The organism is Microbacterium rhizosphaerae (assembly GCF_034120055.1).
In the GTDB taxonomy this organism is placed as follows: domain Bacteria; phylum Actinomycetota; class Actinomycetes; order Actinomycetales; family Microbacteriaceae; genus Microbacterium; species Microbacterium rhizosphaerae.
Genome location: NZ_CP139368.1, coordinates 3,944,862 through 3,967,948, shown reverse-complemented (window position 1 = coordinate 3,967,948; position 23,087 = coordinate 3,944,862). Strand labels below are relative to the sequence as shown.

General features: G+C 71.0%; 22 protein-coding genes. 14 read left to right on the top strand and 8 right to left on the bottom strand.

Annotated elements, in window-relative coordinates; translation table 11 throughout:
• Nucleotides 1-9 precede the first annotated feature (9 nt).
• Complete coding sequence (locus tag SM116_RS18020) at nt 10-1,158, bottom strand: Gfo/Idh/MocA family protein (RefSeq protein WP_320942346.1); 1,149 nt, start codon at nt 1,156-1,158, stop codon at nt 10-12.
• A complete protein-coding gene (locus SM116_RS18015) occupies nt 1,155-1,970 on the bottom strand; it encodes a sugar phosphate isomerase/epimerase family protein (RefSeq protein ID WP_320942345.1) in 816 nt (271 codons plus the stop codon). Before SM116_RS18015 ends, SM116_RS18020 begins: the two co-directional genes overlap by 4 nt.
• 103 nt (nt 1,971-2,073) lie before the next feature.
• Here SM116_RS18015 and SM116_RS18010 point away from each other — a divergent pair, with 103 nt between their 5' ends.
• From SM116_RS18010 to SM116_RS18000, 3 genes are all read left to right on the top strand, one after another.
• Nucleotides 2,074-2,664: a TetR/AcrR family transcriptional regulator gene (locus tag SM116_RS18010; RefSeq protein ID WP_320942344.1), complete on the top strand. Its 591-nt coding sequence runs from the start codon at nt 2,074-2,076 to the stop codon at nt 2,662-2,664.
• A gap of 164 nt (nt 2,665-2,828) precedes the next feature.
• A complete protein-coding gene (locus tag SM116_RS18005) occupies nt 2,829-4,895 on the top strand; it encodes a hypothetical protein (RefSeq protein WP_320942343.1) in 2,067 nt (688 codons plus the stop codon).
• A gap of 143 nt (nt 4,896-5,038) precedes the next feature.
• On the top strand, nt 5,039-6,004 hold the full coding sequence (locus tag SM116_RS18000) for an alpha/beta hydrolase (protein WP_320942342.1): 966 nt from the start codon (nt 5,039-5,041) through the stop codon (nt 6,002-6,004).
• Between the two features lie 16 nt (nt 6,005-6,020).
• On the opposite strand, the gene SM116_RS17995 is transcribed toward SM116_RS18000, so the two are convergent.
• The 5 genes from SM116_RS17995 to SM116_RS17975 all read right to left on the bottom strand — a co-directional run bounded on the left by SM116_RS17995 (nt 6,021) and on the right by SM116_RS17975 (nt 10,753).
• A complete protein-coding gene (locus tag SM116_RS17995; RefSeq protein ID WP_320942341.1) occupies nt 6,021-7,004 on the bottom strand; it encodes a G1 family glutamic endopeptidase in 984 nt (327 codons plus the stop codon).
• Between the two features lie 61 nt (nt 7,005-7,065).
• Nucleotides 7,066-7,470 carry a hypothetical protein gene (locus tag SM116_RS17990; RefSeq protein ID WP_320942340.1) on the bottom strand — a complete coding sequence of 135 codons (405 nt, stop codon included), beginning with the start codon at nt 7,468-7,470 and terminating at the stop codon, nt 7,066-7,068.
• A 116-nt stretch (nt 7,471-7,586) separates the two neighbouring features.
• A complete protein-coding gene (locus tag SM116_RS17985; RefSeq protein ID WP_320942339.1) occupies nt 7,587-9,497 on the bottom strand; it encodes a M64 family metallopeptidase in 1,911 nt (636 codons plus the stop codon).
• Nucleotides 9,494-9,910 (bottom strand): hypothetical protein, encoded by a 417-nt coding sequence (locus tag SM116_RS17980; RefSeq protein ID WP_320942338.1) that lies wholly within the window; start codon nt 9,908-9,910, stop codon nt 9,494-9,496. The genes SM116_RS17985 and SM116_RS17980 overlap by 4 nt, the downstream gene beginning before the upstream one ends.
• 114 nt (nt 9,911-10,024) lie before the next feature.
• Nucleotides 10,025-10,753 (bottom strand): CDP-alcohol phosphatidyltransferase family protein, encoded by a 729-nt coding sequence (locus SM116_RS17975; protein WP_320942337.1) that lies wholly within the window; start codon nt 10,751-10,753, stop codon nt 10,025-10,027.
• Nucleotides 10,754-10,773: 20 nt separating this feature from the next.
• Here SM116_RS17975 and SM116_RS17970 point away from each other — a divergent pair, with 20 nt between their 5' ends.
• The 10 genes from SM116_RS17970 to SM116_RS17925 all read left to right on the top strand — a co-directional run bounded on the left by SM116_RS17970 (nt 10,774) and on the right by SM116_RS17925 (nt 20,329).
• Complete coding sequence (locus SM116_RS17970; RefSeq protein ID WP_320942336.1) at nt 10,774-11,826, top strand: zinc-dependent alcohol dehydrogenase; 1,053 nt, start codon at nt 10,774-10,776, stop codon at nt 11,824-11,826.
• Entirely contained in the window at nt 11,823-12,218 is a 396-nt protein-coding gene (locus SM116_RS17965; RefSeq protein ID WP_320942335.1) for a 6-pyruvoyl trahydropterin synthase family protein, read from the top strand. The genes SM116_RS17970 and SM116_RS17965 overlap by 4 nt, the downstream gene beginning before the upstream one ends.
• On the top strand, nt 12,215-13,219 hold the full coding sequence (locus SM116_RS17960; RefSeq protein ID WP_320942334.1) for a glycosyltransferase family 4 protein: 1,005 nt from the start codon (nt 12,215-12,217) through the stop codon (nt 13,217-13,219). The genes SM116_RS17965 and SM116_RS17960 overlap by 4 nt, the downstream gene beginning before the upstream one ends.
• On the top strand, nt 13,216-14,016 hold the full coding sequence (locus SM116_RS17955; protein ID WP_320942333.1) for an SAM-dependent methyltransferase: 801 nt from the start codon (nt 13,216-13,218) through the stop codon (nt 14,014-14,016). Before SM116_RS17960 ends, SM116_RS17955 begins: the two co-directional genes overlap by 4 nt.
• Nucleotides 14,004-14,969 carry a lysylphosphatidylglycerol synthase transmembrane domain-containing protein gene (locus SM116_RS17950; protein ID WP_320942332.1) on the top strand — a complete coding sequence of 322 codons (966 nt, stop codon included), beginning with the start codon at nt 14,004-14,006 and terminating at the stop codon, nt 14,967-14,969. Before SM116_RS17955 ends, SM116_RS17950 begins: the two co-directional genes overlap by 13 nt.
• Nucleotides 14,966-15,658, top strand: coding sequence for a RibD family protein (locus tag SM116_RS17945; RefSeq protein ID WP_320942331.1), 693 nt, complete (start codon nt 14,966-14,968; stop codon nt 15,656-15,658). The genes SM116_RS17950 and SM116_RS17945 overlap by 4 nt, the downstream gene beginning before the upstream one ends.
• An 8-nt stretch (nt 15,659-15,666) precedes the next feature.
• Nucleotides 15,667-17,274: an LTA synthase family protein gene (locus SM116_RS17940; protein WP_320942330.1), complete on the top strand. Its 1,608-nt coding sequence runs from the start codon at nt 15,667-15,669 to the stop codon at nt 17,272-17,274.
• Nucleotides 17,275-17,294: 20 nt separating this feature from the next.
• On the top strand, nt 17,295-17,990 hold the full coding sequence (locus SM116_RS17935; RefSeq protein ID WP_320942329.1) for a lipoate--protein ligase family protein: 696 nt from the start codon (nt 17,295-17,297) through the stop codon (nt 17,988-17,990).
• A 207-nt stretch (nt 17,991-18,197) separates the two neighbouring features.
• On the top strand, nt 18,198-19,808 hold the full coding sequence (locus SM116_RS17930; RefSeq protein WP_320942328.1) for an AMP-binding protein: 1,611 nt from the start codon (nt 18,198-18,200) through the stop codon (nt 19,806-19,808).
• 164 nt (nt 19,809-19,972) lie between these two features.
• On the top strand, nt 19,973-20,329 hold the full coding sequence (locus tag SM116_RS17925; RefSeq protein ID WP_320942327.1) for a hypothetical protein: 357 nt from the start codon (nt 19,973-19,975) through the stop codon (nt 20,327-20,329).
• A 10-nt stretch (nt 20,330-20,339) separates the two neighbouring features.
• Here SM116_RS17925 and SM116_RS17920 read toward each other — a convergent pair whose 3' ends face one another.
• The gene (locus SM116_RS17920; protein WP_320942326.1) at nt 20,340-21,470 is read right to left on the bottom strand and encodes a DUF998 domain-containing protein; all 1,131 of its coding nucleotides are present in this window, start codon (nt 21,468-21,470) and stop codon (nt 20,340-20,342) included.
• A gap of 184 nt (nt 21,471-21,654) precedes the next feature.
• On the opposite strand from SM116_RS17920, the gene SM116_RS17915 reads away from it, so the two are divergent.
• On the top strand, nt 21,655-23,079 hold the full coding sequence (locus SM116_RS17915) for a ferredoxin reductase family protein (protein ID WP_320942325.1): 1,425 nt from the start codon (nt 21,655-21,657) through the stop codon (nt 23,077-23,079).
• The last annotated feature ends 8 nt before the right edge of the window (nt 23,080-23,087 follow it).

The following is a 23,087-nucleotide window of genomic DNA, read 5'->3' as shown; positions in this document are numbered from 1 at the left end:
GAGACGGGGTCAGACGGACGTCGTCAGCGTCGCGGCGAAGGGGTCGAAGTCGGCGGGGAGCGCCGGGATCGGCGCGACCGTGCTCCGGATGTCGACGAACGCCTGACGCTCGACGGACTCCTCGATGCTCGTCATCGCGTCGAGCACGTGATACCCGACCTCACCGGTCGCGATGTGCAGGTCGCCGCCCCTGCGGATCGTGCGCGCCATCGTGAGCGCGCCGACGCCCCGGCCGGAGAGCGGACCCTCCTCCGCGATGATCTCGGGCTCCTGCGCCATCCGGCCGTCGCGGAACTCGGTGATGGGACGGTAGAGCTTGAGGTCGCCGCCGCCGAAGTAGTTCGGGTCGCCGAGGACGAGCGTGCCCTCGGTGCCGTTGACCTCGAACACACCGTGGCGGAACAGCGCGGTGTCGGTGCTCATGAGCGAGGAGGCCGCCTCGCCGTTCGCCAGGCGGCTGACGACCGTGAGGTGCGTCGGCACCTCGACGGGGAACGTCGTGCCGGCGCGCGGGCCGGAGCGGATGGTGCGCGTCTCGTAGGCCTTCGTACCGACGGCCACCACCTGTGTGATCGGGCCGAGCAGGTGCACGAGTGCGGACAGGTAGTACGGGCCCATGTCGAACAGCGGACCTGCACCCTGGGCGAAGAGGAACTCGGGGTCCGGGTGGAACCAGTCCGGTCCCTGCGACTGGAACGCCGTGGTCGCGGTCAGCGGCGTACCGATCACGCCGGCCTGGATCGCCCGCTTGGCCGTCTGCCAGCGCGGACCGAGCACCGTGTCGGGTGCGACGCCGAGCAGCAGGTCGCGCTCCTTCGCGAGCTCGACGAGGCGCTGTGCGGCCGCCCGGTCGATGCCGATGGGCTTCTCGCTCCAGACGTGCTTGCCGGCCTCGAGGGCCGCCGTGGAGACCTCGACGTGCGCGGCCGGGATCGTGAGGTTGACCACGATCTCGACATCGTCGTCGGCGAGGATGGACGCCGCATCCCCCGACCGCGGGACGCCGAATGCCGCGGCCTGCGCGGCCGCGCGCTCGGCGTTCATGTCGCCGACGGCGACGACCTCGACGTCCGGGTACTGCGAGAGGTTCGTCAGGTACTGGTTGCTGATCATGCCGGCGCCGATGAGGCCCACGCCGACGCGCCCCGTGCGGGTCATCGCACGACCCCCAGCTTCTGGAGGGCGGCGAAGCTCTGCGCGATGCCGTCGAAGATGTCGCCCGCATAGTGGTCGAACTCGATGACGCCGTACTCGGCGCTCGGGGCGGCCTCGATCGCCTCGGCGAGGGGCACGTCGCCCTGACCGGCCGGCGTCTGGTCCTTCGGCAGCTCTGCGGTGGAGATCCCCTCACGCATGGGGCCGTCCTTGAGGTGCAGCGCCTTCACGCGGTCGCCGAGGCGACGCAGGAGGGCAGGCGCATCCTGGCCGCTGGCGGTCGCCCAGTACACGTCCACCTCGAGTGCGACCTCCGGGTCGAGGTTCGCGGCGAACAGCTCGAGCGCCGTCCGGCCCTCGATGATCGACCGCAGCTCGTGGTCGTGGTTGTGGTAGCCGACCTTGAGGCCGTACGCCTTCGCCTGCTCGGCGCGACGGTTCAGCGTCTCGGCCGAGCGGAGCACGTCGTCGCGCTGCTGCCAGTGCTGGGCGGGGAGGAACGGGTCGATCACGTAGTCGAGCCCGAGGGTCGCCGCGGCCTCGAAGGTGACCTCGGGACTCGGGACGGCCAGCACGCCGTCGGGCGTCTGCACGTCCTCGGCGATCAGGATCGCGTGGCCGGTGGGGGATGCGAGGCCGTTCGCGTCGAGCGCGGCCTTCAGCCGCGCCGGCTCGCCGGTGAAGTTGAACGCCTCCACGCGCTCGAGCCCGATGGCTGCGAGCTTCGCGAGGGTCCCGTCGAGATCGGCGGCCAGCGCCGGGTGGACGGAGTAGAGCTGCACGGAGATCTGGGGGGCGATCCGTGGCGACGACATGTGAGTCTCCTCTCGATAAAACCTCCGCCTTGAGGTTTTGAACGAGCCTAGCAGGGAGAACCTCCCGGCGGAAGGTTTCCAGGCGCCGGGGTAGCCTCTGTCCATGGACGACGAGACCGCCGACGCGCAGCCCGAGCCGCGCAAGCGCGGCTCGTATGCGAAGGGCATCCGGCGGCGGCAGGAGATCCTCGACCGCGCGCTCGAGATCTTCTCCGAGCGCGGGTACGACGGCACGTCGCTCCGGTCCATCGGCGAGGCGATCGGCGTGACGCACGCCGCCCTGCTGCACTACTTCCCGTCGAAGGAGGCGCTCCTCATCGAGGTGCTCCGGGAGCGCGACCATCGGGGGACCGGGTTCGAGGAGCACATGCCGTTCCCCGCCCTCACCCACGGCGCCGAGTACAACGCCACGGTGCCCGGCCTCATCGCCCTCTACACCTCGATGGCGGGCACCTCCGCGGACGCGGGGAACGACGAGGCGCGCGCGTATTTCACGGAGCGCTTCGCACAGCTGCGCGCGAAGATCGCGCAGGCGGTGGCGCAGGATGCGGGCGAGCCCGTCGGCGCCGAGCACATGAGACTCGCCTCGCTCATCATCGGCGCCTCGGACGGCCTCCAGATCCAATGGCTGCTCGACGACAGCGTCGACATCGCGGGCGGATTGGAACTGCTGCAGAAGCTCATCGAGCGCTGACAGCGGCCCCAGGGCGGGCGCCCAGCATCCCGTCGCGCGGTGGTCTCTTGTCGCGGACTCTCCGCAGTGCCATAGTTCCCGGTGCAGGCAAGGCCGGGCGAAGGTCAACCCCCGACCCCGACCCCTCGACCTCCACACCATCGGATGTACGAAGGGAAATCTCCATGCCATCTCACCGCGCTCGAAATGCGCGCATCGCCGCGATCGCGGCGCCCGCCCTCCTCGTGACAGCGCTGTCGCTGTCACTGTCCGCACCGGCGACGGCGGACTCCTCGTCGATCTCGTTGGGCGGCACCGCAGCGCCCGTCACCGGACCCTTCACCGTCGGCGTATCGGGCCCCGAGTTCCCGGCGCAGGAGAACGAAGCCGCGCCGGAGGACTTCACCGGCACGATCGTCAATAGGACGATGTCGCAGGGCCATGCCGCGGGGCACGGGGCCACGGTGCCCGACACGAGGAAGGCCAAGTCCAATCCGTCGTTCGTGACCGGATTCTCCGGGCTGGACATCTACCAGCAGCGGTACGCGCGGGGCGGTAACCAGTTCACGCTCGAGCCGCCCGACCAGGCGCTGTGCGTCGGCGGCGGCCACGTGGTCGAGGCCGTCAACGACGTGTTCAACGTCTACGACGCGAAGACCGGCTTGTCACAGTTGCCGGACAACACGGCGACCAACATCGTCGCCGGCTTCCCGCGAAACGTGAACCACGCGGTCGACCTCAACTCGTTCTACGGCTACCCACCGGCGGTCACTCGCCCGGCCGGGCCATTCGGGCCGGAGATCACGGACCCCACGTGCATCTATGACGCAGCCACTCAGCGGTTCTTCCTCGTCGTCCTGACCCTGGACCGCGTGCCGTCCACCGGCGCGCTGACGAAGACGAACCACCTCGATCTGGCGGTCAGCAAGACCGCCGATCCGACCGGGCAGTGGAACATCTACAAGATCGATGTCACGAACGACGGCACCAACACGGGCGGTGCGAACCCCGGTCCGTACCTCGGCGACTACCCGCACATCGGCGCCGACGCAAACGGCGTCTATCTGACGACCAACGCCTATCCGTGGAACACGAACGGCTTCGCAGGGGCGCAGATCTACGCGCTGTCCAAGGCCCAGCTCGCGGCAGGTGCGTCGAGCGTGACGATGCAGCACATCGACACGTCGGGCATGGTGGCGGCGCCGAGCGACGCCGGTTCCACGCAGCCGGGCTTCACGGTCTGGCCGGCGCAGTCCCCGGGCACGTCCTCGTTCAACCTGAACGGCAACGGCACCGAGTACTTCATGAGCTCGAACGCCGCGGATGAGGCCACTCATCCGGTGGCGGGCACCGGCGGCAGCTACACGTCGTCGCAGGTGGTGGTGTGGTCGATGACCAACACGGCGTCGCTCAACACCGGGACAGCGGCCCTGCAGCTCACGAACCAGCTCGTCTCGGTCGGGGATTACGCGCTGCCACCCAAGCAGCAGCAGCCGGGCGCCGGGCAGGCTCCGGGTGTGGATGCGCCGCAGGGTCACTGCATCAACGACACGACGACGTCGACGATCGCGGGGGTCGGATGCTGGAGGCTGCTCGTCGGCGCTCCGGGCCACGAGGTCGTCTCGACCCCTGACTCGAACGACACCCGCATGCAGCAGGTGACGTACGCGAACGGCAAGCTGTGGGGAGCACTCGATACCGCGGTCACGGTCGGGGGCGCGAACCGGGCAGGAATCGCCTGGTACATCCTGAAGCCGGGGACGACGAGCTTCTCGCCGAAGGTCGCGCTGCAGGGCTACACCAGCGCCGTGGGCATGGACTTCACCTACCCCGCGATCGGTGTGACACCGAGCGGCCGAGGCGTGATGGCCTTCACGGCCACGGGTGACGGTGTGTTCCCGAGCGCCGGCTATGCCGCGATCGATGCGATCGCGGGCGTCACTTCGTGGAACATCGCGCCCGGAGGCCAGGGTCAAGCCGTGGATGACGGCTTCACCGGCTACCACGCGCAGGTCGACCCCGTACGCACGCGCTGGGGCGACTACGGCGCCGCAGCCGTGGACGGCAACACCGTCTGGATCGCGAGCGAGTACATTCCGAGCGCGTGCGACTACACGGCGTGGGGCGGTCCGTTCTTCACGGGTGGCAGCGGGGACAACCTCCTCGGAACCTGCGCCGGAGCGTCGCACGGAGCCGGGAAGCGCACCGCACTCGCCAACTGGGGCACGCAGATCAGCTCCTTCGTGCCCTGATCCGCCTCGCTGATCGGAGCCGGGCCCGCGACGCCACGTCGTGGGCCCGGCTTTCGTCTGCGCCCTCGGAGATCGCTAGTCTGGGTACCTACTTGCTCAGTGAACGATCCCGAAGCCGGACGACCTTCCTGGAGAGACGACACATGGCCGACGCATCCCGCCCCACCCGACGCCGGGACTGGCTGAGCTGGACGACGTTCGCGCTCGGGATCGCGGGCCTCGTCGTCGTCGCATGGGTGTGCGTGACCGAGTGGGGCGGCGTCGTCCACGGGCACCCGGCGTACGCCGTGCTGCTCGCGGTGACCGCGGTCGCCTCGATCCTGACGGCGGTCCGCGGACTGCGCGGGCGGCGCACGCGCAGAGGAGGGTGGCGCACCGGCGGTGTCGTCATCGTGGTGGTGCTCGGCATCGGGTGGCTGGCGCTCATCGGCTGGCTGCGGCCGTACACGGCCGTCGAACCGGCTCTGACGGCGATGGTCTCCGACGGCACGGTCACCGTGACGGAGACCCCGACCCAGATCGTCATGACGCCGACGAGCGGCGGGAGTGCGACCGGGGTCTTCTTCCAGCCGGGCGCGCTCGTCGACGCGCGCGCCTATGCGGCGCACCTTCGCCCGCTGGCCGAGAGCGGCCACACGGTCGTCATCCCCAAGCAGCCCCTCGGCATCGCGTTCCTCGCGACGGGCGCGTTCGACGACGCCCGCGCCGGGTTCCCCGACATCGACGGCTGGGTGGTGGGCGGTCACTCCCTCGGCGGGACGGTCGCCGCGATGCAGGCGGATGCGGCGGACTCCGATGCGGCCTCGCCCGCGGTCGGCCTGCTCTTCTACGCCTCCTACCCCGCGAGCGACATCAGCGGCTCGCTCGGCATCCCGGTGCTCTCGATCTCGGGGTCGCGCGACGGTCTCGCGACGCCCGACAAGATCGCCGCATCCCGGCACGACCTGCCGTCGGACGCGCAGTTCGTGCAGATCGCGGGTGGGTCGCACGCGCAGTTCGGCTCCTACGGACCGCAGGCCGGCGACAACACCCCGACGATCAGCGCGGAGGATGCGCGGAGACAGATCTCCGGTGCCACCGTGCAGTTCGTCGACGGCTTCGGCAGCTGACGGCCCCTCCGGAGCGTCAGCTCGACTTGCGCCAGTTGACCTTCAGGACGCTCGAGTTCTCCCTGACCGGATCCGAGAGCGTCGCGCCGCCACCGCCCGTCATCGTGATGAGGGTCGCGCCGCCGATGTTGTCGATGCTCCCGCTGCCGCCGGCGATGCACTCGTCGAAGTAGCACGCGGCGTAGTCGGTGAGGCTCGCCGTGCCCCCGTTGATGCCCGGGCGCTCCACGATCCACTCCGCGACGTTGCCGGACAGGCTCGAGCCCTTCGGCGGCGTGATGTCGAAGCGCGTACCGACCCCCTGCGACTGGTTGCTGAAGGTGACGGTGGCATGCGACGTCGTGTCGGCGCAGATCAGGCAGTACATGACGTCGCCCGCCTCGACCGGGAGGTTGTTGATCGCGACTTCGCCGGCGGGGAACCACTCCCACCAGGCGTAGACCTGCCGGCTGGTGATGAACAGGATCTTCGTGACGTGGGTCTCCGTGCCCGCCTGCATCACATCGGGGGATCCCCATCCGTCGATGCCCACCCACTCGGAGGCGTAGTACGCGCCGTCCGCGGCCGTGTTGGGGCTCGGCACCGTCCACTGGCCGCCGACGAACCGGTAGGGCTTGCCCTGCGGCGGGAAGACGGCCGCGCCCGACCAGTTGTTCGATGTCGCATTGCTGACGGTCTCGCCCGCGGCGGGCGCGGTGAGCGCCTTGCGCCGTGCGGACGGCTGCGCCGGCCCGTGCGAGATGTTCTCGTGATGCACGAACTCGGGCTCGATCCACACCTGCGTCCGGGCCATCGCGCGGTCCCACAGTGCACGCAGCTCGGGCTCCTGCTCGGTATCCGGGCGCCGTGGCAGCCGAACGGCGGCGAGCTGGCGATCCGTCGCCGTCTGCGGGTCGAACCCGTCCGGCAGCGCTCCGTATCCGCGGATGCGGAACCCCTTGCTCGTCAGCGACTCGGGGACGACGGCCTTCACAGCGCGTCGCGGTGACTTCTCGACCATGATCGGCTCTCCTTCGTGCCTGGACCTACAGGAAAGGAGGAGGGCCGGAAGCCCGTGATACTCAGGCCACGGCGACGCGCTTCGGCGTGCGCACCAGCACGGCCGTGGCGATCGCGAGGATCACGATGCCGACCGATTCGATGATCACCGTCTGCGGCACGAGCGTGAAGGTCCACGTCTCGTGGATGTTGAACGGCAGCCCCACCGTGAGCGCGAGCAGCAGCGCCGCGAGAGTCGCGATGACGAAGAGCAGGCTCAGGACCACGCAGATCTGCACGAGCCTGCCGCGCAGCGCCAGCATCCCGATCGTGAGCACGACGGCGGCGATCGCATTCAGGACGAACATCACGCCGAGCAGGCCGCCCACTCCGTCGAAGACGAGGAACAGATGGATGCCGCCCACGACCAGCAGCACGAGGGCGCTCAGGATGCGCATCGTCCACTGGAGTCCGGAGCTTGCGTTCATGTCATCACCGCTTTCTGTCGAACAGTTCCCGTCGATGACACGAGCCTCGGCGTCGTGCGGTTCATCCGTCGACGGAGCGGGGCCCGGACGCGGCGGTCCGGGCCCCACTCCCCGGCTCAGCTGACGCCGAGCGGGAACCAGTTCGCCCAGCCGCCGTTCGAGTCCCACCACGTGCTGTACACGAGGCTGTCGGACCCGACGACGAACAGGTCGATGTGGTCGGTGATCCGCTGGATGGCGGCCACCTGCCCGCCCGGCTCGCCGATGCCGCCCGACACGTTGAACCAGCCGGCCCAGCCGGAGCTGGAGTCCCACCACGTGCTGTAGATGCGATTGTCGGTGCCGATCGTGAACAGGTCGAGGTGGTTGGAGAACCGCGCGAGCGCGGTCACCGGCGAGCCCGGGGACGCGACGCCTCCGGACACCTGGAACCAGTTCGCCCAGCCGCCGCGCGCATCCCACCAGGTCGACATGATCGCGCCGTTGGACGCCGTCGTGAACAGGTCGATGTGGTCGGGCGTGCGCGAAACGGCGGTGACGGTCGAGTTCGGCCTGCAGACGAGGCTTCCGAGCGGGAACCATCCGGCCCATCCCGAGCGGTCGTCCCACCACGTGCTGTACACGCGGTTGTCGGTGCCGACGGTGAACAGGTCGAGGTGATTGCGGTAGCGGCTCAGAGCCGTCACCGGAGCGCCGTTCGCGGCGACCCCGCCCGAGACCTGGAACCAGTCCGACGCCCAGCCGCCGTGCGCGTCCCACCAGATCGACATGGTGGCGCCGTTCGAGGCCGTCGTGAACAGGTCGAGGTGATCGTTGTAGCGCGCGACGACGTTGACTGTCGAGCCCGGCCGCGCCACGAGGCTGCCCAGCCGGAACCACCCGGACCATCCCGCCGACACGTCCCACCATGCGCTGTAGACCCGGTTGTCGGTGCCGATCGTGAAGATGTCGAGGTGGCCGCTGTATCGCGAGATGGAGGTGATCGGCGAGCCCGTGCCGCCGCTCGACGCGACGCCGCCGGAGAGCTGGAACCAGCCGGCCCAGCTGCTCGACGCATCCCACCAGTTGCTCATCGTGCGCCCGTCTGCGGCGGCCGCGAACACGTCGAGGTGCTCCGGGTACCGCGCGACCACGCTGATCGGCGTCGCCGGACGGGCGGGCAGATCGGCGAGCGGCCCGATGCGGTTCCAGATCGCCTGACGGCACACGGCGCAGAACGGAACGCCCAGCTCTCGCATCTTGCAGTCGTACTCCGGGCGGAACGCTCCGCAGTGGAAGTAGAACGCACCCTCGAACAGGCCCACCGTGCCGGTCGGCACCGGACTCGGCCGCGAGTCCACCGTGGAGCAGTCCGGGTTCGACATCGTGGGGACGGCGGTGCTCGAGGCGACCGCCCACCTCCACTTCAGCGTCGACCGGTTGCTGTTCGCGGTCACGTTCGGCTGCGCCGGCTCACCGCCGGAGTAGTGGTCGTGACCGGTCTCTGCGCCACCCGCGTAGTACGGATACTCGTCGGCCAGGCCGTAGGCGGTGTGGCCGGCCTCGTGGATCGCGATCTCCGTGGCACCGCCGGCCAGCGAGTAGGTGCCCACCGACCCGCCGCTGCCGCCGTACACCGTCGAGTTGACGACGACGAGCACGAGGCTGTGCTCGGGCACCTGCGCACTGGCGACGGTGAGGGCGGTGGTGTCGTTGCACACGAGGAGCCGACGGATGCCGCCTGCTCCGAACGTCGCGTCGAAGTAGGTGCTGACGACCGCACCGGTGCCGCCGGTCGAGGTCGGGTCGTCGGCGCCCGAATCGGTCGAGGCCACATTGACCCGGAACACGTTGATCGCGGCCCGGAGGTGGTCATACGGCGGCGTCGCGAACAGCGCGGCGACGAAGGCGTCGGCAGCGCTGTTGAACGCCGCCTGCTCCGTGGAGCGGAAACCCTCGGCGAGGAGCACGATGTTGAAGGCCCGGTTGCGCGGAGCCGACCCGGAGATCTGGGTCGTCCCGAGGACGGTGCCGTCTGCGGTGGTCATCGCGTGCCCCCCTCCAGGGGGTAGCGGCCGAGCTCGGTGACCTGCATCCGCTCTCGCGCGAACGGCGCGGCCTCCGCGCGGTCGCCCGCGCCCTCGGCCGGCGTCACCCTCACGAGGGCGAGATGGTCCGCGTGCGCCGGCGCCGGGACGACGACGGTGAACGCACCGCTGCGCTCGGGCACGGCGACCCGCGTGATCGGCTCGCCCGGCTGCTCCGGGAACACCTCGCGCGTGGAGCTGAGATCTGCCCGCACCGGCACGCGGCTGAGCACCGCGTCGTCGGCATCCTGCACCTCGACGTGGTAGCCGGGCATCATCTCCTGGGGCAGGTCGTAGCCCGTGATGGCCATGTCCACCGGCTGCTGACTGACCAGCCGGACGTCATCGCCGTTGTACTCGAAGATCAGTCTCATCGATGATGACGACGGCTGACCTGTGGTCGGATCCGACATGTGTGAACCTCCCGATGTGTTGGCTCCCCTGTGTGAGGAGGGGCCGGGGAGTGCGCGCGATACGTCGGGCGTGGACTATGACGAGGCGGTCGCGGAGTCCGCCGGGACGGTGAGGGGATGCCGGGCCCGCACGAGCCAGATCACGTCGCGGCCGAACGACTCGAGGAGCAGGCCGAGGGCGATGAGGGCGATGGCGACCTCGAGCGCACCGGGGAGGATGCCGGCCGCGTCCACCGTGAGCGCGATGCCGCAGGCGGCCGTCACGACCTTGCGCCAGTAGCGCGGCGGGAGAGTCGCCCGCATCCACGGCATCACCCATCCCGCCGCGACGAACGCATAGAACATCAGCCCGATCGCGAGCACCCACCAGCCGACGATCGGCCCCGTGTACACGCTCAGGACGAGCAGCAGGAACGCATCGACCTCCATGTCGAACCGCCCACCCAGGGCGCTCACCGTGCCCGAACGGCGCGCGACATAGCCGTCGAGGGCGTCGAGCGCAAGGGCCGTGCTCGTGAGCGTGACCAAGAGCAGGGTGGATGCCGGGCCGCCCACGGAGGCCACGACCATCGCTGTGACGACGCCGACGAGCGTCGAGCGCATCGCTGTCACGGCATTCGCCGGCCCGAAGCGCTCGGCTCGGCTCCGACCGAGCCCTCGCGAGAGGAGCACCGTGGACACGACCAGATACGCCAGCCCCGCCGCCCATCCCGCCGCGCCCAGCGGCGCCGCTCCCTCGACCGCGTACAAGGCGACGACGCCCGCTGCGGCCCACCCCCATGGCACCCACTGAACCTTCGACATCCGAGCTCCGTGTTCCCCTCATGGCCGTCGACGTGAACACGACAGGGGGGCCGTCTGCGGTTCACGACGTCGCCGTCGCCCTCTGGACGATCGGTCCGGGCTCGGGGGAGCTGCGGACCGAGCACCTGCCGTCCCGGGGCGGCGGCGATGCCCTCGTGCGCACGCTGTGGACCGGGATCAGCCGCGGTACGGAGACGCTCGTCTCGCGGGGGGAGGTGCCCGCGGCCGAATACGAGCGCATGCGCGCGCCGTTCCAGGCGGGCGACTTCCCGTTCCCCGTCAAGTACGGCTACCTGAGCGTCGGCGTGGTCGAGGACGGCCCGTCGGCCGGGCGCACGGTGTTCGCGCTGCATCCCCATCAGTCGCGCTTCGTCGTTCCGGCCGCCGCGCTCGCCGCGGTCCCGGATGCGGTGCCTCCCCGTCGCGCGGTGCTCGCGGGCCCCGTCGAGACGGCGGTGAACGTGCTGTGGGACGCGCGGCCGCAGCTCGGCGACCGGATCGCGGTGATCGGCGCGGGGATGATCGGATGCGCGGTCGCGGCGATCGCACGCCGCATCCCCGGCGTCGACGTCGTGCTCATCGACGTCGACGAGACGAAGCGCGAGCTGGCCACCGCCCTCGGCGTCGGCTTCGCGCCGGCATCCGCCCCGCCCGAGGACTCCGACATCGTGATCGAGGCGAGCGGCCGCGGCGAGGGGCTGCAGCTCGCCCTGCGCATCGCGCCGACCGACGGCGAGATCGTCGTCGCGAGCTGGTACGGCACCACCGCCGTGCCGCTCGAGCTCGGCGCGGACTTCCACTCCCGACGGCTCACGATCCGCGCGAGCCAGGTGGGCGCGGTCGCGTCCGCGCGGCGCGGGCGGCGGACGACGGCCGACCGCCTCGCGCTCGCACTGCGTCTGCTGGAGGATTCCGCGTTCGACGCCCTGCTGGGCGGGACGAGTCCGTGGATGCGGCTGCCCGACGTCGTCGCGCAGCTCGCCGACGGAACCGCCGATCCGCTGTGCCACACGATCGATTGGAGCGAGCCCGGACGGGCTGCGTCGACCAAGAGCGAGGGGAGCGGTTCGTGACGTTCAGCCTGACGGTTCGCGACCACCTGATGGTCGCCCACAGCCTCCGGGGCGAGGTGTTCGGCCCGGCCCAGCGGCTGCACGGCGCGACCTTCGTCGTCGACGCGACCTTCCGTGCGGCGGACCTCGATGACGACGGCCTCGTCGTCGACATCGGCCGGGCGGCCGAGGAGCTCGGACGGATCGTCGCATCCCTCTCGTACCGCAACCTGGACGACGAGCCCGACCTGCGGGGCGTGAACACGACGACCGAGCGGCTGTGCCAGATCATCGGCGATCGGCTGGTGGACGCGTTCCGCGCCGGAGCGCTCGGGGCCGCCCGACTCACCGGGATCGGCGTGACGCTGCACGAGTCCCATGTCGCGTGGGCGTCGTACGAGGTGGAGATATGAGACGCGGAGTGCGCTTCGTCGTGCCGGCCGGCATCGACGATCCGGACCAGGTCAGCGGAGGAAACGTCTACGACCGTGAGGTCCGCGACGGGCTCCGGCGTCGCGGGTGGGCCGTCGACCTCGTCGAGACCTCCGACGGCGCGGGCGCGACGGCGGCGCTGTCCTCGGTGCCGGACGGTTCGATCGCGCTCGTCGACGGACTCGTCGCCGACTGGGCGCCGGAGGCGCTCGAGACGGAGGAGCACCGCATCCGGATCGTCGTCCTGGCCCACATGATCGCCGCCGCGTTCCCCGACGCGCCCCCGGACGTCGTCGAGGCGGAGCGGCGCAGCCTTCGCGCGGCTCGCGCCGTGGTCACGACGAGCCGGTGGACGGCGGACGAACTCGCCGCGCGGGGGCTCGCCGACCCGGAGCGCACCACCGTCGCCGTCCCCGGGGCGCACGAGGCGACCCTCGGCGCCGGGCAGGGGCGCAACCTCCTGTGCGTCGGCGTGATCGCACCGCACAAGGGCCAGGACATCCTGCTGGACGCCCTCGCGCAGCTGCCGAGCGGCGACTGGAGCTGCTCGATCGTCGGCTCCGCCGATTCCTTCCCGCGCTATGCGCGGCGCATCGCGCGGAAGGCCGCGCGGTTCGACGGTCGCGTGCGGATGATCGGCGTGCTCGACCCCGAGACCCTCGCCGAGGAGTACCGGCGCAGCTCGCTGCTGGTGGCCCCCTCCCGGGTCGAGAGCGCCGGGATGGCGATCACGGATGCGCGGGCGCACGGCATCCCCGTCATCGCGGCGGAGGTGGGCGGCATCCCGGACACGGTCGCGGGCGGCGGTGCGATCCTCGTGCGACCGGACGACCCCGGCGCCCTGGCGCGGCAGCTCGGCGCGTGGATGACGTCTCCCGCGCTGCGCGATCGACTGCGGCGGGAGGCGGCGCTCGCACGGCGTGCGACGCCGCGGTGGGAGGACACCGTCACGGCGATCGAACAGGCGCTGGTGCGCTCATGATCGCCACCGTGACCGCGGACTGGCTCGAGCTGCGGGCCGCCGCGGACGACGCCGCCCGTTCGGAGCAGCTCACGGCCGAGCTGCGGGGGTCGATCCGGACGGGCGGCATCGTCATCCACGATCTGGGCGCAGGATCCGGCGCGATGGTGCGCTGGCTGGCTCCCCGGCTGCCCGGCCCGCAGACCTGGGTGCTGCACGATGCGGACGCCGACATCCTGGCGCACGCCGACCTCGATGGCGTCGTCGACAGCGGCGGAGATCGGCTGATGTCGACGACCAGGGTCGCGACGCTGGCGGACCTCCCCGCGGACGCGTTCGCCGGAGCGTCGGCGGTCGTCGCATCCGCCCTCCTCGACGTCATCACGCTGTCCGAAGCGGAGCGCATCGTCGCGGCCTGCGTCGCCGGCGGCGCGCCGGCGCTGTTCAGCCTCACGGTCACCGGGAACGTGGTGCTCGAGCCTGCGGACGCGCTCGACGCCGTCCTCGGCGCCGCCTTCGACGACCACCAGCGCCGCGAGGCGCACGGGCGGCCGCTCCTCGGCCCCGACGCGGTGCCGGTCGTCGCCGGCCTGTTCGCCGCGGCCGGGTGGAACGTCCGAACGGCGTCGACGCCGTGGCTCCTGGACGCGTCCGAGGCCGCGCTCGTCGGGGAGTGGCTCGCGGGATGGGTCGGGGCCGCCGTCGAACAGCGGCCCGAGCTCGCGTCCGCCGCCGCAGAGTATGTCGAGCGACGCCTCGCGCGCGAGGGGCTCGCCGTGACCGTGCCGCACCAGGATCTGCTCGCATGGCCCAGCTGATCGCATCCCCTGCCGTCCCCGACGCCCGCGCGCCGGGCCGCAGCCGCGCCCGGGCTCTCGTGCGCGTCGCTGCGGCCGTCGCCGTGGTCGTCGCCACCGTCGCGGTGGTCGGCACGGGGCCGTTTCTGCGGGGCATCGCATCCGTCTCGATCGGCACCGTCGCGCTTGCCCTCGTGCTCGTCGCCTGCGGCACGGCGGCGTGCGCGTGGCGCTGGCGCGCGGTCGCCGCCGGACTCGGCCTCCCGCTGCCGATGCGCTCCGCCGTCGCCGCGTACTACCGGTCGCAGTTCCTCAACGCCGTGCTGCCGGGCGGAGTGCTCGGCGATGTGCACCGGGCGTACGCGCACGGGCGCGAGCACGACCGTGTCGGCGTCGCGGCGCGGGCGGTGGCCGCCGAGCGCATCGCGGGGCAGTTCGTTCAGTTCGCGGTGACTCTCGCGATCCTCCTCCCGCTCGGCTTCGCCTCGGCCCTCGCACCCCTCGAATGGACGGCGGGGGCCGTGGCGGCAGCCGCGGTCGCCGGCCTCCTCGTCGCCGCTGCGATCCCCGCGGCGCGTCGATGGATGCTGCGCGAGCTCGCGCTGCTGCGCCCCGTCTTCGCCCGACCGTCGACGCTGCTCACGGTCGTGGTGTCTTCCGTCCTCGCGCTCGGGGCGCACGTGTCGACGTTCCTCGTCGCGGGCGCGGCCGTCGGCGTGGAGGCCGGCCCCGGTGAGCTCGTGCCCATCGCGCTCCTGGTGCTGACGGCCTCGGCGATCCCGCTCAACGTCGGCGGATGGGGCCCGCGCGAGGCCGCGAGCGGCGCCGTCTTCGCACTCGCGGGGATCGGCGGCGCCGCGGGCGTCGAGGTCTCGACCGCGTACGGCGTGCTGGCGTTGATCGCCGTGGGCCCGGGCGGGCTCGTCCTGATGACCGACCGTGTCCGCGCCCGTCGCGAGAGGAGACCCGCATGAGCCCTGTCCGCCCCTACGTGACCCTCAGCTGCGCGATGTCGATCGACGGCTATCTCGACGACACCGACGCGCGGCGGCTGACGCTCTCCAACGCGGCCGACCTGGACCGCGTCGACGACCTCCGGGCGCGCAGCGACGCCATCCTCGTCGGCGCCACCACGCTGCGGCGCGACGACCCGCGACTGCTCGTGCGGGATGCGGGGCGCCGCGAGCGCCGGGTCGCGGCCGGCCTTGCCGAATCGCCGACCAAGGTGACCGTGACGTCCACGGGCGATATCTCGCCGGACGCCGCGTTCTTCACCACGGGCGCCTGCGCGCGGATCGTCTACTGTCCGCAGGAGCGTGCGGCCATCCTCCGGATGCGTCTCGGCGAGCGGGCGACCGTGGTCGGGCTCGGCGACTCGGTCATGATGGCCGGGCTGCTCGACGACCTCGGCGCGCGCGGCGTCCGCCGCCTGCTCGTCGAGGGCGGCGGCTCGGTGCTCACGCAGTTCCTCGCCGCCGACCTCGTCGACGAGCTGCAGCTCGTCATCGCGCCGGTCTTCGTGGGCGACGCGGGCGCCCCGCGGGTGGTGCGCCCCGCCCACTTCCCCTGGACGGCCCCGCGACGGGCGCGACTGGCCGCCTCCGTGCAGATCGGCGATGTCGTGCTCCTGCGCTACGCGCTCTCCGAGCGATTCCGCCGGTAGGGGAACCGATGCCGACCCGCGAGCGCATGGCGCTGATCGTCGCACTGGTGCTGCTCGTCGCCCTGCCTCTCGTGCCCGGCGCGATCGAGGCGGGCTCGGCGCTGGGCCTCGTGCGCCTGCCCGCGGAGTCCCTCGTCGTCATCCTCGTACTCTCGCTGATCCCCGCCCGGCCGGCGCGGATCGCGGTGGCGGGCGTCTTCGGCGCGCTGGTCGTCGTCGCCATCGCCCTCGCCGCCATCGACCGCGTCTACCGGACGACGCTGTCCACGAGTTTCGACCCGGCCGACCCGCAGTCGCTCGGCGACGGGTTCAGCGTCGTCGCCGATGCGATCGGCGCGGCGACCGCGGTCGCGGGGCTCGTGCTGCTGATCGGCGTCGGCGTCGCTCTGGGGAGCGCACTCGCGTGGGCCGCGCTGCGGACGGATGGGGCGATCCGCAGGCACCGCGGGACCGGGCGCGCCGCCCTCACCGCGGTGACGGCGGCGTGGATCGTCTTCGCGCTCATCGGCTCGCAGACGACGGCGATCCAGCCCGCGGCGGCCGCCGCATCCGCCGACACGATCGGCGCGGCCGTCTCGCGGGCCTCGACGAGCATCCGCGCGCAGTCGGCGCTCGAGCGCGCGAGCGCGGTCGACGCCTACGCGAGCGTCCCGCCGTCCGCCCTCCTTGGCGGACTGCGCGGCAAGGACGTCGTCGTCGTCTTCATCGAGAGCTACGGTCGTGCGGCCGTCGAGGGCAGCAGCTTCTCGCCGGGCGTGGACGCCGTGCTCCAGCAGGGGACGGCCGCGCTGTCGAAGGACGGCTACGGGATGCGCAGCGCCTGGCTCACCTCGCCGACGTTCGGCGGGATCAGCTGGCTCGCCCACTCGACGTTGCAGAGCGGGCTCTGGATCACCAGCCAGGCGGCCTACGACAAGGTCACGGCGACGCAGCGGCTGACGCTCGCCGACGTCTTCCGCCGGGCCGGGTGGAAGACGGTGAGCGACGTGCCGCGCGACACGAAGCGCTGGGATGTCGGGCGCTCGTTCTACCACTACGAGACGCTCCTCGACGCACGGAATGTCGGTTACCGGGGACCGAGCTTCGGGTACGCGCGCATCCCCGATCAGTACACCTTCAAGGCCTTCGCCGATCGCATGCTCGCGCCGGGCCATCGGCCGGTGTTCGCCGACCTCGACCTCATCTCGTCGCACACGCCGTGGGCCCCGGTGCCGCAGCTCGTGCCGTGGTCGCAGCTCGGCGACGGCTCGGTGTTCGCAGGGCAGCCGCAGCAGGGCCCGTCGGCGCAGGCGGTCTGGGAGCACACCGAGACGATCCGCGACGCTTACGGCCGCTCGATCCAGTACTCGCTCGGCGCCCTGTTCTCGTTCCTGCAGAACGTGGACGATCCGAACCTCGTGGTCATCGCGCTCGGCGACCACCAGGCATCCACGATCGTCAGTGGCGAGAACGCCTCGCACGACGTGCCGGTCAGCATCATCGCCCGCGACCCCGCCGTCTTGGGGTCGATCGACGGCTGGCACTGGCAGGACGGCCTGCAGCCCGGCTCGCCCGCACCGGTGTGGCGGATGGATGCCTTCCGCGACCGCTTCCTCTCCGCTTTCTCGCCGCAGTGACGGCGCGCCAGAATGAGGGGATGACCGCACCGGGCGCCGCCCGCCTCGCGCGCGTGCCGGGGCTGCTCATCCGGCAGAGCGCACCGGGCGACGACGACCTCGAGCACTCGGGCGAGCTGCTGAGGGGCGTCGCATCGGGCGAGATCGCCGAGGAGCGGGTCCTCCGGCTGTACACGCCCGCCGCCACGCTCGCGATGACGCGGCGAGAGAGCAGGATGCCGGGATTCCCCGTGGCCTCGGCGGCCGCGGAGCGGCTGGGCTTCGCTCCGGCGATCCGGCCGACCGGCGGCAGAGCCGTGGCGTACGACGAGTCGTGCCTCGTCTTCGACCTGATCAGCCGGGATGACGCGACCCTCGACCCGTCCGACTACTTCGCGCGCGCCGGCAACAGCGTCGCCGACGCGCTGCAGAGCCTCGGAGTGGATGCTCGCCTCGGCGAAGTGGCGGGGGAGTACTGTCCGGGCGAGTACAGCATCAACGCCCGCGGGGTGGTGAAGCTCATCGGCACGTCGCAGCGCGCGATCCGCGGGGCGCGGCTGCTGAGCGGCATGCTCGCGTTCGGATCGGTCCGACGCTTCGTCGCTGTGCTGCTCGAGGCGAATGCTGCCCTCGGCCTGGAGTGGGACCCCGCGACGTTCGGGACGATGCAGGTCGAGGCGCCGGCGGTGCCGCGAGCGGCGGTCGAAGACGCGCTGGCCGCCGCGCTCGTGGACTGAGCCGTGCACCTGCTCGAGCCGTGGTCGGCGGGGAAGATCTGGCCGGGGCGGTACGGGTCGACGTGGGCCCGACAGGCCTGGGCCTGACCCACGGCGTGCTGCACGACGAGCGCGGGCCGATCGGCACGGTGCAGCAGATCATGACGGTTCGACCGCGGTGGCCGCAGGGACTGGTGCGCGCGCCCTTCGCGGTCGCATCATGTGCTCATGCGCAACGCAGCACAGGTCTCGTACGCCTCCGGACCGGCCACCACCGAGCTGCTCGGCCAGACGATCGGCGAGATGCTCGACGCCGCGGTCGCCGCCCATCCCGACCGCGAAGCCCTCGTCGAGTGCGCCCGCGGTCGGCGCTGGACGTTCGCGCAGCTGCGCGAGCAGGTCGACCGGCTCGCGCTGGGACTGCTGACCCTCGGCATCCAGAAGGGCGACCGGGTGGGCATCTGGGCGCCGAACTGCGCCGAGTGGGTGTTCACGCAGTACGCGACGGCGCGGATCGGCGCGATCCTCGTCAACGTCAACCCCGCCTACCGCACGAGCGAGGTCGAGTACGTGATCCGCCAGTCGGGGATGCGGCTCATGGTGAGCGCGACGTCCTTCCGGACGACGGACTACGCCGGCATGCTCGCCGAGATCGGCTTCGACGACGTCGTCTTCATCGGCACACCGCAGTGGGGCGACCTGCTCGAGAGGGGACGCACCGGTGACCCGGCCGCGCTCGACGAGTGCGCCGCGACGCTCACGTTCGATCAGGCGATCAACATCCAGTACACGTCCGGCACGACCGGGTTCCCGAAGGGCGCGACGCTGTCCCACCACAACATCCTCAACAACGGCTACTTCGTCGGCGAGGGACTGGGGTACACGGAGCAGGACCGCGTCTGCGTGCCGGTGCCGCTGTACCACTGCTTCGGCATGGTGATGGGCGTGCTCGGCGGCCACTCGCACGGCTCCTGCGTCGTGCTGCCGGCACCCGTCTTCGACGCCGAGCAGACGCTCGAAGCCGTCCACCGCGAGCGCTGCACGTCGCTGTACGGCGTGCCGACGATGTTCATCGCCGAGCTCGCGCATCCCCGCTTCGACGAGTTCGACCTGACGTCGCTGCGCACGGGCGTCATGGCCGGCTCGCCGTGCCCCGTCGAGGTCATGGAGCGGGTGATCGAACGGATGCACATGCCCGAGGTCGCCATCTGCTACGGGATGACCGAGACCTCGCCGGTCTCGACGATGACCTCGCGGAACGACGACGTGCAGGCGCGCACGCAGACCATCGGCACGGTGATGCCGTTCGTCGAGGTGAAGGTGATCGACGGGGAGGGGCTGGTGGTGCGCCGCGGGGTGCCTGGCGAGTTCTGCACGCGCGGCTACTCCGTAATGCTCGGCTATTGGGACGACCCGGAGAGGACGGCCGAGGCGATCGACGCGGGCCGATGGATGCACACCGGCGACATCGCGACGATGGATGCGGACGGGCGCCTGAACATCGTCGGACGTACGAAGGACATGATCCTGCGCGGCGGCGAGAACATCTATCCGCGCGAGATCGAGGAGTTCCTCTACCGCCACCCCGATGTCGGCGACGTGCAGGTCATCGGCGTGCCGGACGAGCGCTACGGCGAGGAGATCATGGCCTGGATCGTCATGCGCCCCGGTGCCGAGCCGCTGACGGTCGCCGCCATCCGCGAGTACTCCACGGGCAGGCTGGCGCACTTCAAGATCCCGCGTTACGTGCACATCGTCGATGGCTTCCCGATGACGGTCACCGGCAAGGTGCGCAAGGTCGAGATGCGCGAGATGGCTCGCGACATCCTCGGCGGATGACGCCATACCACGAACAGGTTGGCGCTGCAAGCCTCGCACCGAATTTAGGTTGGTCGCCCTTCCGGGGCTGAGAATCGGGTTCGTCGTCACCGAGGAGAGCATCGACTGCTCGACTTCTTTGTCGAGCTGTGTGTTGCCGATACCGAGGAGGAACAGTGAACACGATGAAGTCTCTGTGGGCGATGGTGCAGGGAGACCCGGTCTTCATGCGTCGCGTCAACGGCTGGCTGGCGATCTTCTGGGTCGTGATGATCCCCGTCTCGATCGCCACCCACTGGGTCAACAGCGTCGTGTATGTGTCCGCGCTGTCGCTGTGGGCGCTCGTCTCAGGTCACTGGTCGGCGTGGCAGGCGGCGCGCGTGGAGGTCAAGCAGCAAGAAGACGCGAAGCGGATCGCTGACGAGGATGTCGCCGCGGACGTCGTGGATGCCCTGATCGAGCGCACCGAGATCAGCGAGGCCCAGTCCGAAGCCGCCTCGGGCAGGGGAGCAGCCCGAGCCGCGGGCGACGCAGCCGCGTGACCGACGCGTTCTAGGCGGATTCCGGCGGCGTCCCCGGTCGGGCATACGCGGCGATGGCTCGCACGAAGACGATCAGCCACGCGAACATGAGACCGGCCGCGATGAACTCCATGCCGGTGAGGTTGTAATAGTGGACCGGCACCCAGAGCAGCACGGCGACGGCCGTGCCGGCGAGCACGAGCAGCGAGAACACCGTGATGTCGCGGGGGAGCCCGGGAAGGTAGCGCAGCGCGAAGTAGACGAATACGCCGACCGTCAGCGTCATGCTCGTCGCGGCCGCGACGTGGAACGGGAAGTTCATGCCGTCCGTGACGATCCCGGCGATCGACATGAAGATGCCGATACCGGCGTAGAGCCACGAGAACAGGCGGACCCGGCGCATCCGCTTCCTCTTCTCCACCTTCCGGGCGCGCAGACCCAGCTCGATGTCGTGACCCACGTAGTTGGCGAGCACCGTGATGACGAGGCCCGTCAGGATGAGGGCGAGGTTGAAGCGGTAGGCGGATGCGGCGTGGTTGTTGCCCAGCTCCGAGAAGTGCCACTGCCACCACGACTGGTCCGGCGTGCTGAGCATGCTGCCGATCGTGCCGATGAACAGGACGAGCGTGGCGAGGATCGACAGGCCCTCGCCGGTGACCCGGGAGCCGGCGAGCACGGCGACATACGTGAACGTCGCCGCCGCGGCGCCCGCGAGGGCGGCGCCGCCGAGCGGATCGATCGTGAGTCCGTGGAAGCCCAGCTGGAAGAGGCTCGCGACCGCCAGCACGCCGAGGTATGACAGCATCCCCATCGCCACCGATGTCGCCACGATGTCGAGAACCCGCTTGGCGAGCGGCAGCCTGCGCCGCCACGAGTCGTAGCCGCGGCGCGCCTCGACGATGTACGCGGTCGCGAACGAGAGTCCCGCGAGACCCGAGGTGACCCACGCGGCGAGGTTGCCGACCGATCGGTCGATGCCGGCGAGCGGCCACCGGGAGCCGTACATGACGGCGATCGTGATGACGCCGGCCACGACGAAAGCCCCGATCGCCCATCGCGTGGAGAGCGACTCGAGACGGGCTGCGCTGCTGTGCCAGACCCGCACCAGAGGCGATTCCGTGGTGTCACGCTCGTGCAGCACACGTTGCGGTTCGGCGGCCATGACCCTCCCGGCGGGCGTAGGAGCCCTGCACGCCCCACCTTATCCATGCCTGCGCGCAGGGTGGCCGTCCACGCCCGCAAGGTGGGGCGACGCTCGCCATGTGACGGCTATGAGCTTTCCGTGAGATCGGCGAGGTGGCCGGATTCTCAGCGGTTTCTGTCACCGGGCACCCGAGCATCCAGGTATGGCTTCTCTCGCCTCCTCCTCTGCGACGTCCGAGCTGCCCCCGCTCCTGCCCGAGCGCAGGCGCGCCGGCGGCGCGCGGCGCGCCTGGAACCTCGCCGCGATCGCGGTGATCTGGGGCACGAGCCTGATCGTGCTCGCGATGTGGGTCGGCGGTGCCGGCATCCAGTCGCTGCTGGCCGTGGATGGCGCGACCTGGACGACGCTGGGCCGGCTGACCGGCCTCGTCTCGGCGAACCTGCTGCTGTACCAGGTGCTGCTGATGGCGCGTGTGCCGCTCTTCGAGAGGGGCTTCGGACGCGACGAGATCACGCGGATGCACCGCCTCGTCGGATTCTGGTCGTTCTGGCTGCTCGTCGCGCACATCATCCTGACCACGATCGGGTACTCGATCACCGCGAACATCAACGTGTTCGTGCAGGCGTGGCAGTTCGTGTGGGACTACCCGGGGATGCTGCTCGCGACCGCGGGCACCCTGCTGCTGATCCTCGTGGTGGCGACGTCGATCCGGCGGGCGCGGCGCAAGCTGCGCTACGAGTCGTGGCACCTCCTCCACCTCTACGGCTATCTCGGGGTCGGGCTCGCCATCCCGCACATGCTGTGGACCGGAGCCGACTTCATCTCGTCGCCCACGTCGACGATCTACTGGTGGACGCTGTGGGCCGTGACGGCAGCCTGCGTGCTGTGGTTCCGTATCGCCGTGCCGCTGCTGCGCACCGCACGCCACCAGCTGCGGGTCGTCAAGGTGGAGCGCGACGGACGGGACGGCGTGGCGGTGCGGATGCGGGGACGCGCCATCCGCGGGCTCCGCGCCCGGCCCGGTCAGTTCTTCATCTGGCGTTTCCTCGACGGCCCCGGCTGGTCGCGGGGTCACCCCTTCTCACTCTCGGCGGCCCCCACGAGCGAGGAGCTCGTGATCTCGGCGCGCCGTGTCGGTGAGGGCACGCACCGGCTCATGCGGCTGCGGCCTGGGACCCGCGTGATGATCGAGGGCCCGTACGGCGGGATGACGGGGGAACGCCGTCAGGGCACCAAGCTGCTCATGCTCGGCGCCGGCGCCGGCGTCGCCCCGCTCGTCGCGCTGCTCGAGGCCGAGGATTATGCGCCCGGCGAGGCGATCCTCGTGACGCGCGACCATACAGAAGCGCACAGCATGCGCAGCCGCGAGATCACCGGCCTCGTGTCGCGCCGCGGCCTGGTGCACTACTCCTTGCCCGGCAAGCGCGCGACGCAGGGACCCTCCTGGCTGCCCGCATCCCACGGCGGCTGGGGCGGCCCGGAACTGCTGCGGCACATCGCCCCGGACATCGAGGCGTACGACGTCTACATCTGCGGGGCCATTCCCTGGATGAAGAGCCTCGAGCACGACCTCCGCGCCGCCGGCGTGCGGGCCGACCGCATCCACACCGAAGCCTTCGCCGTCTGAGACCCGAG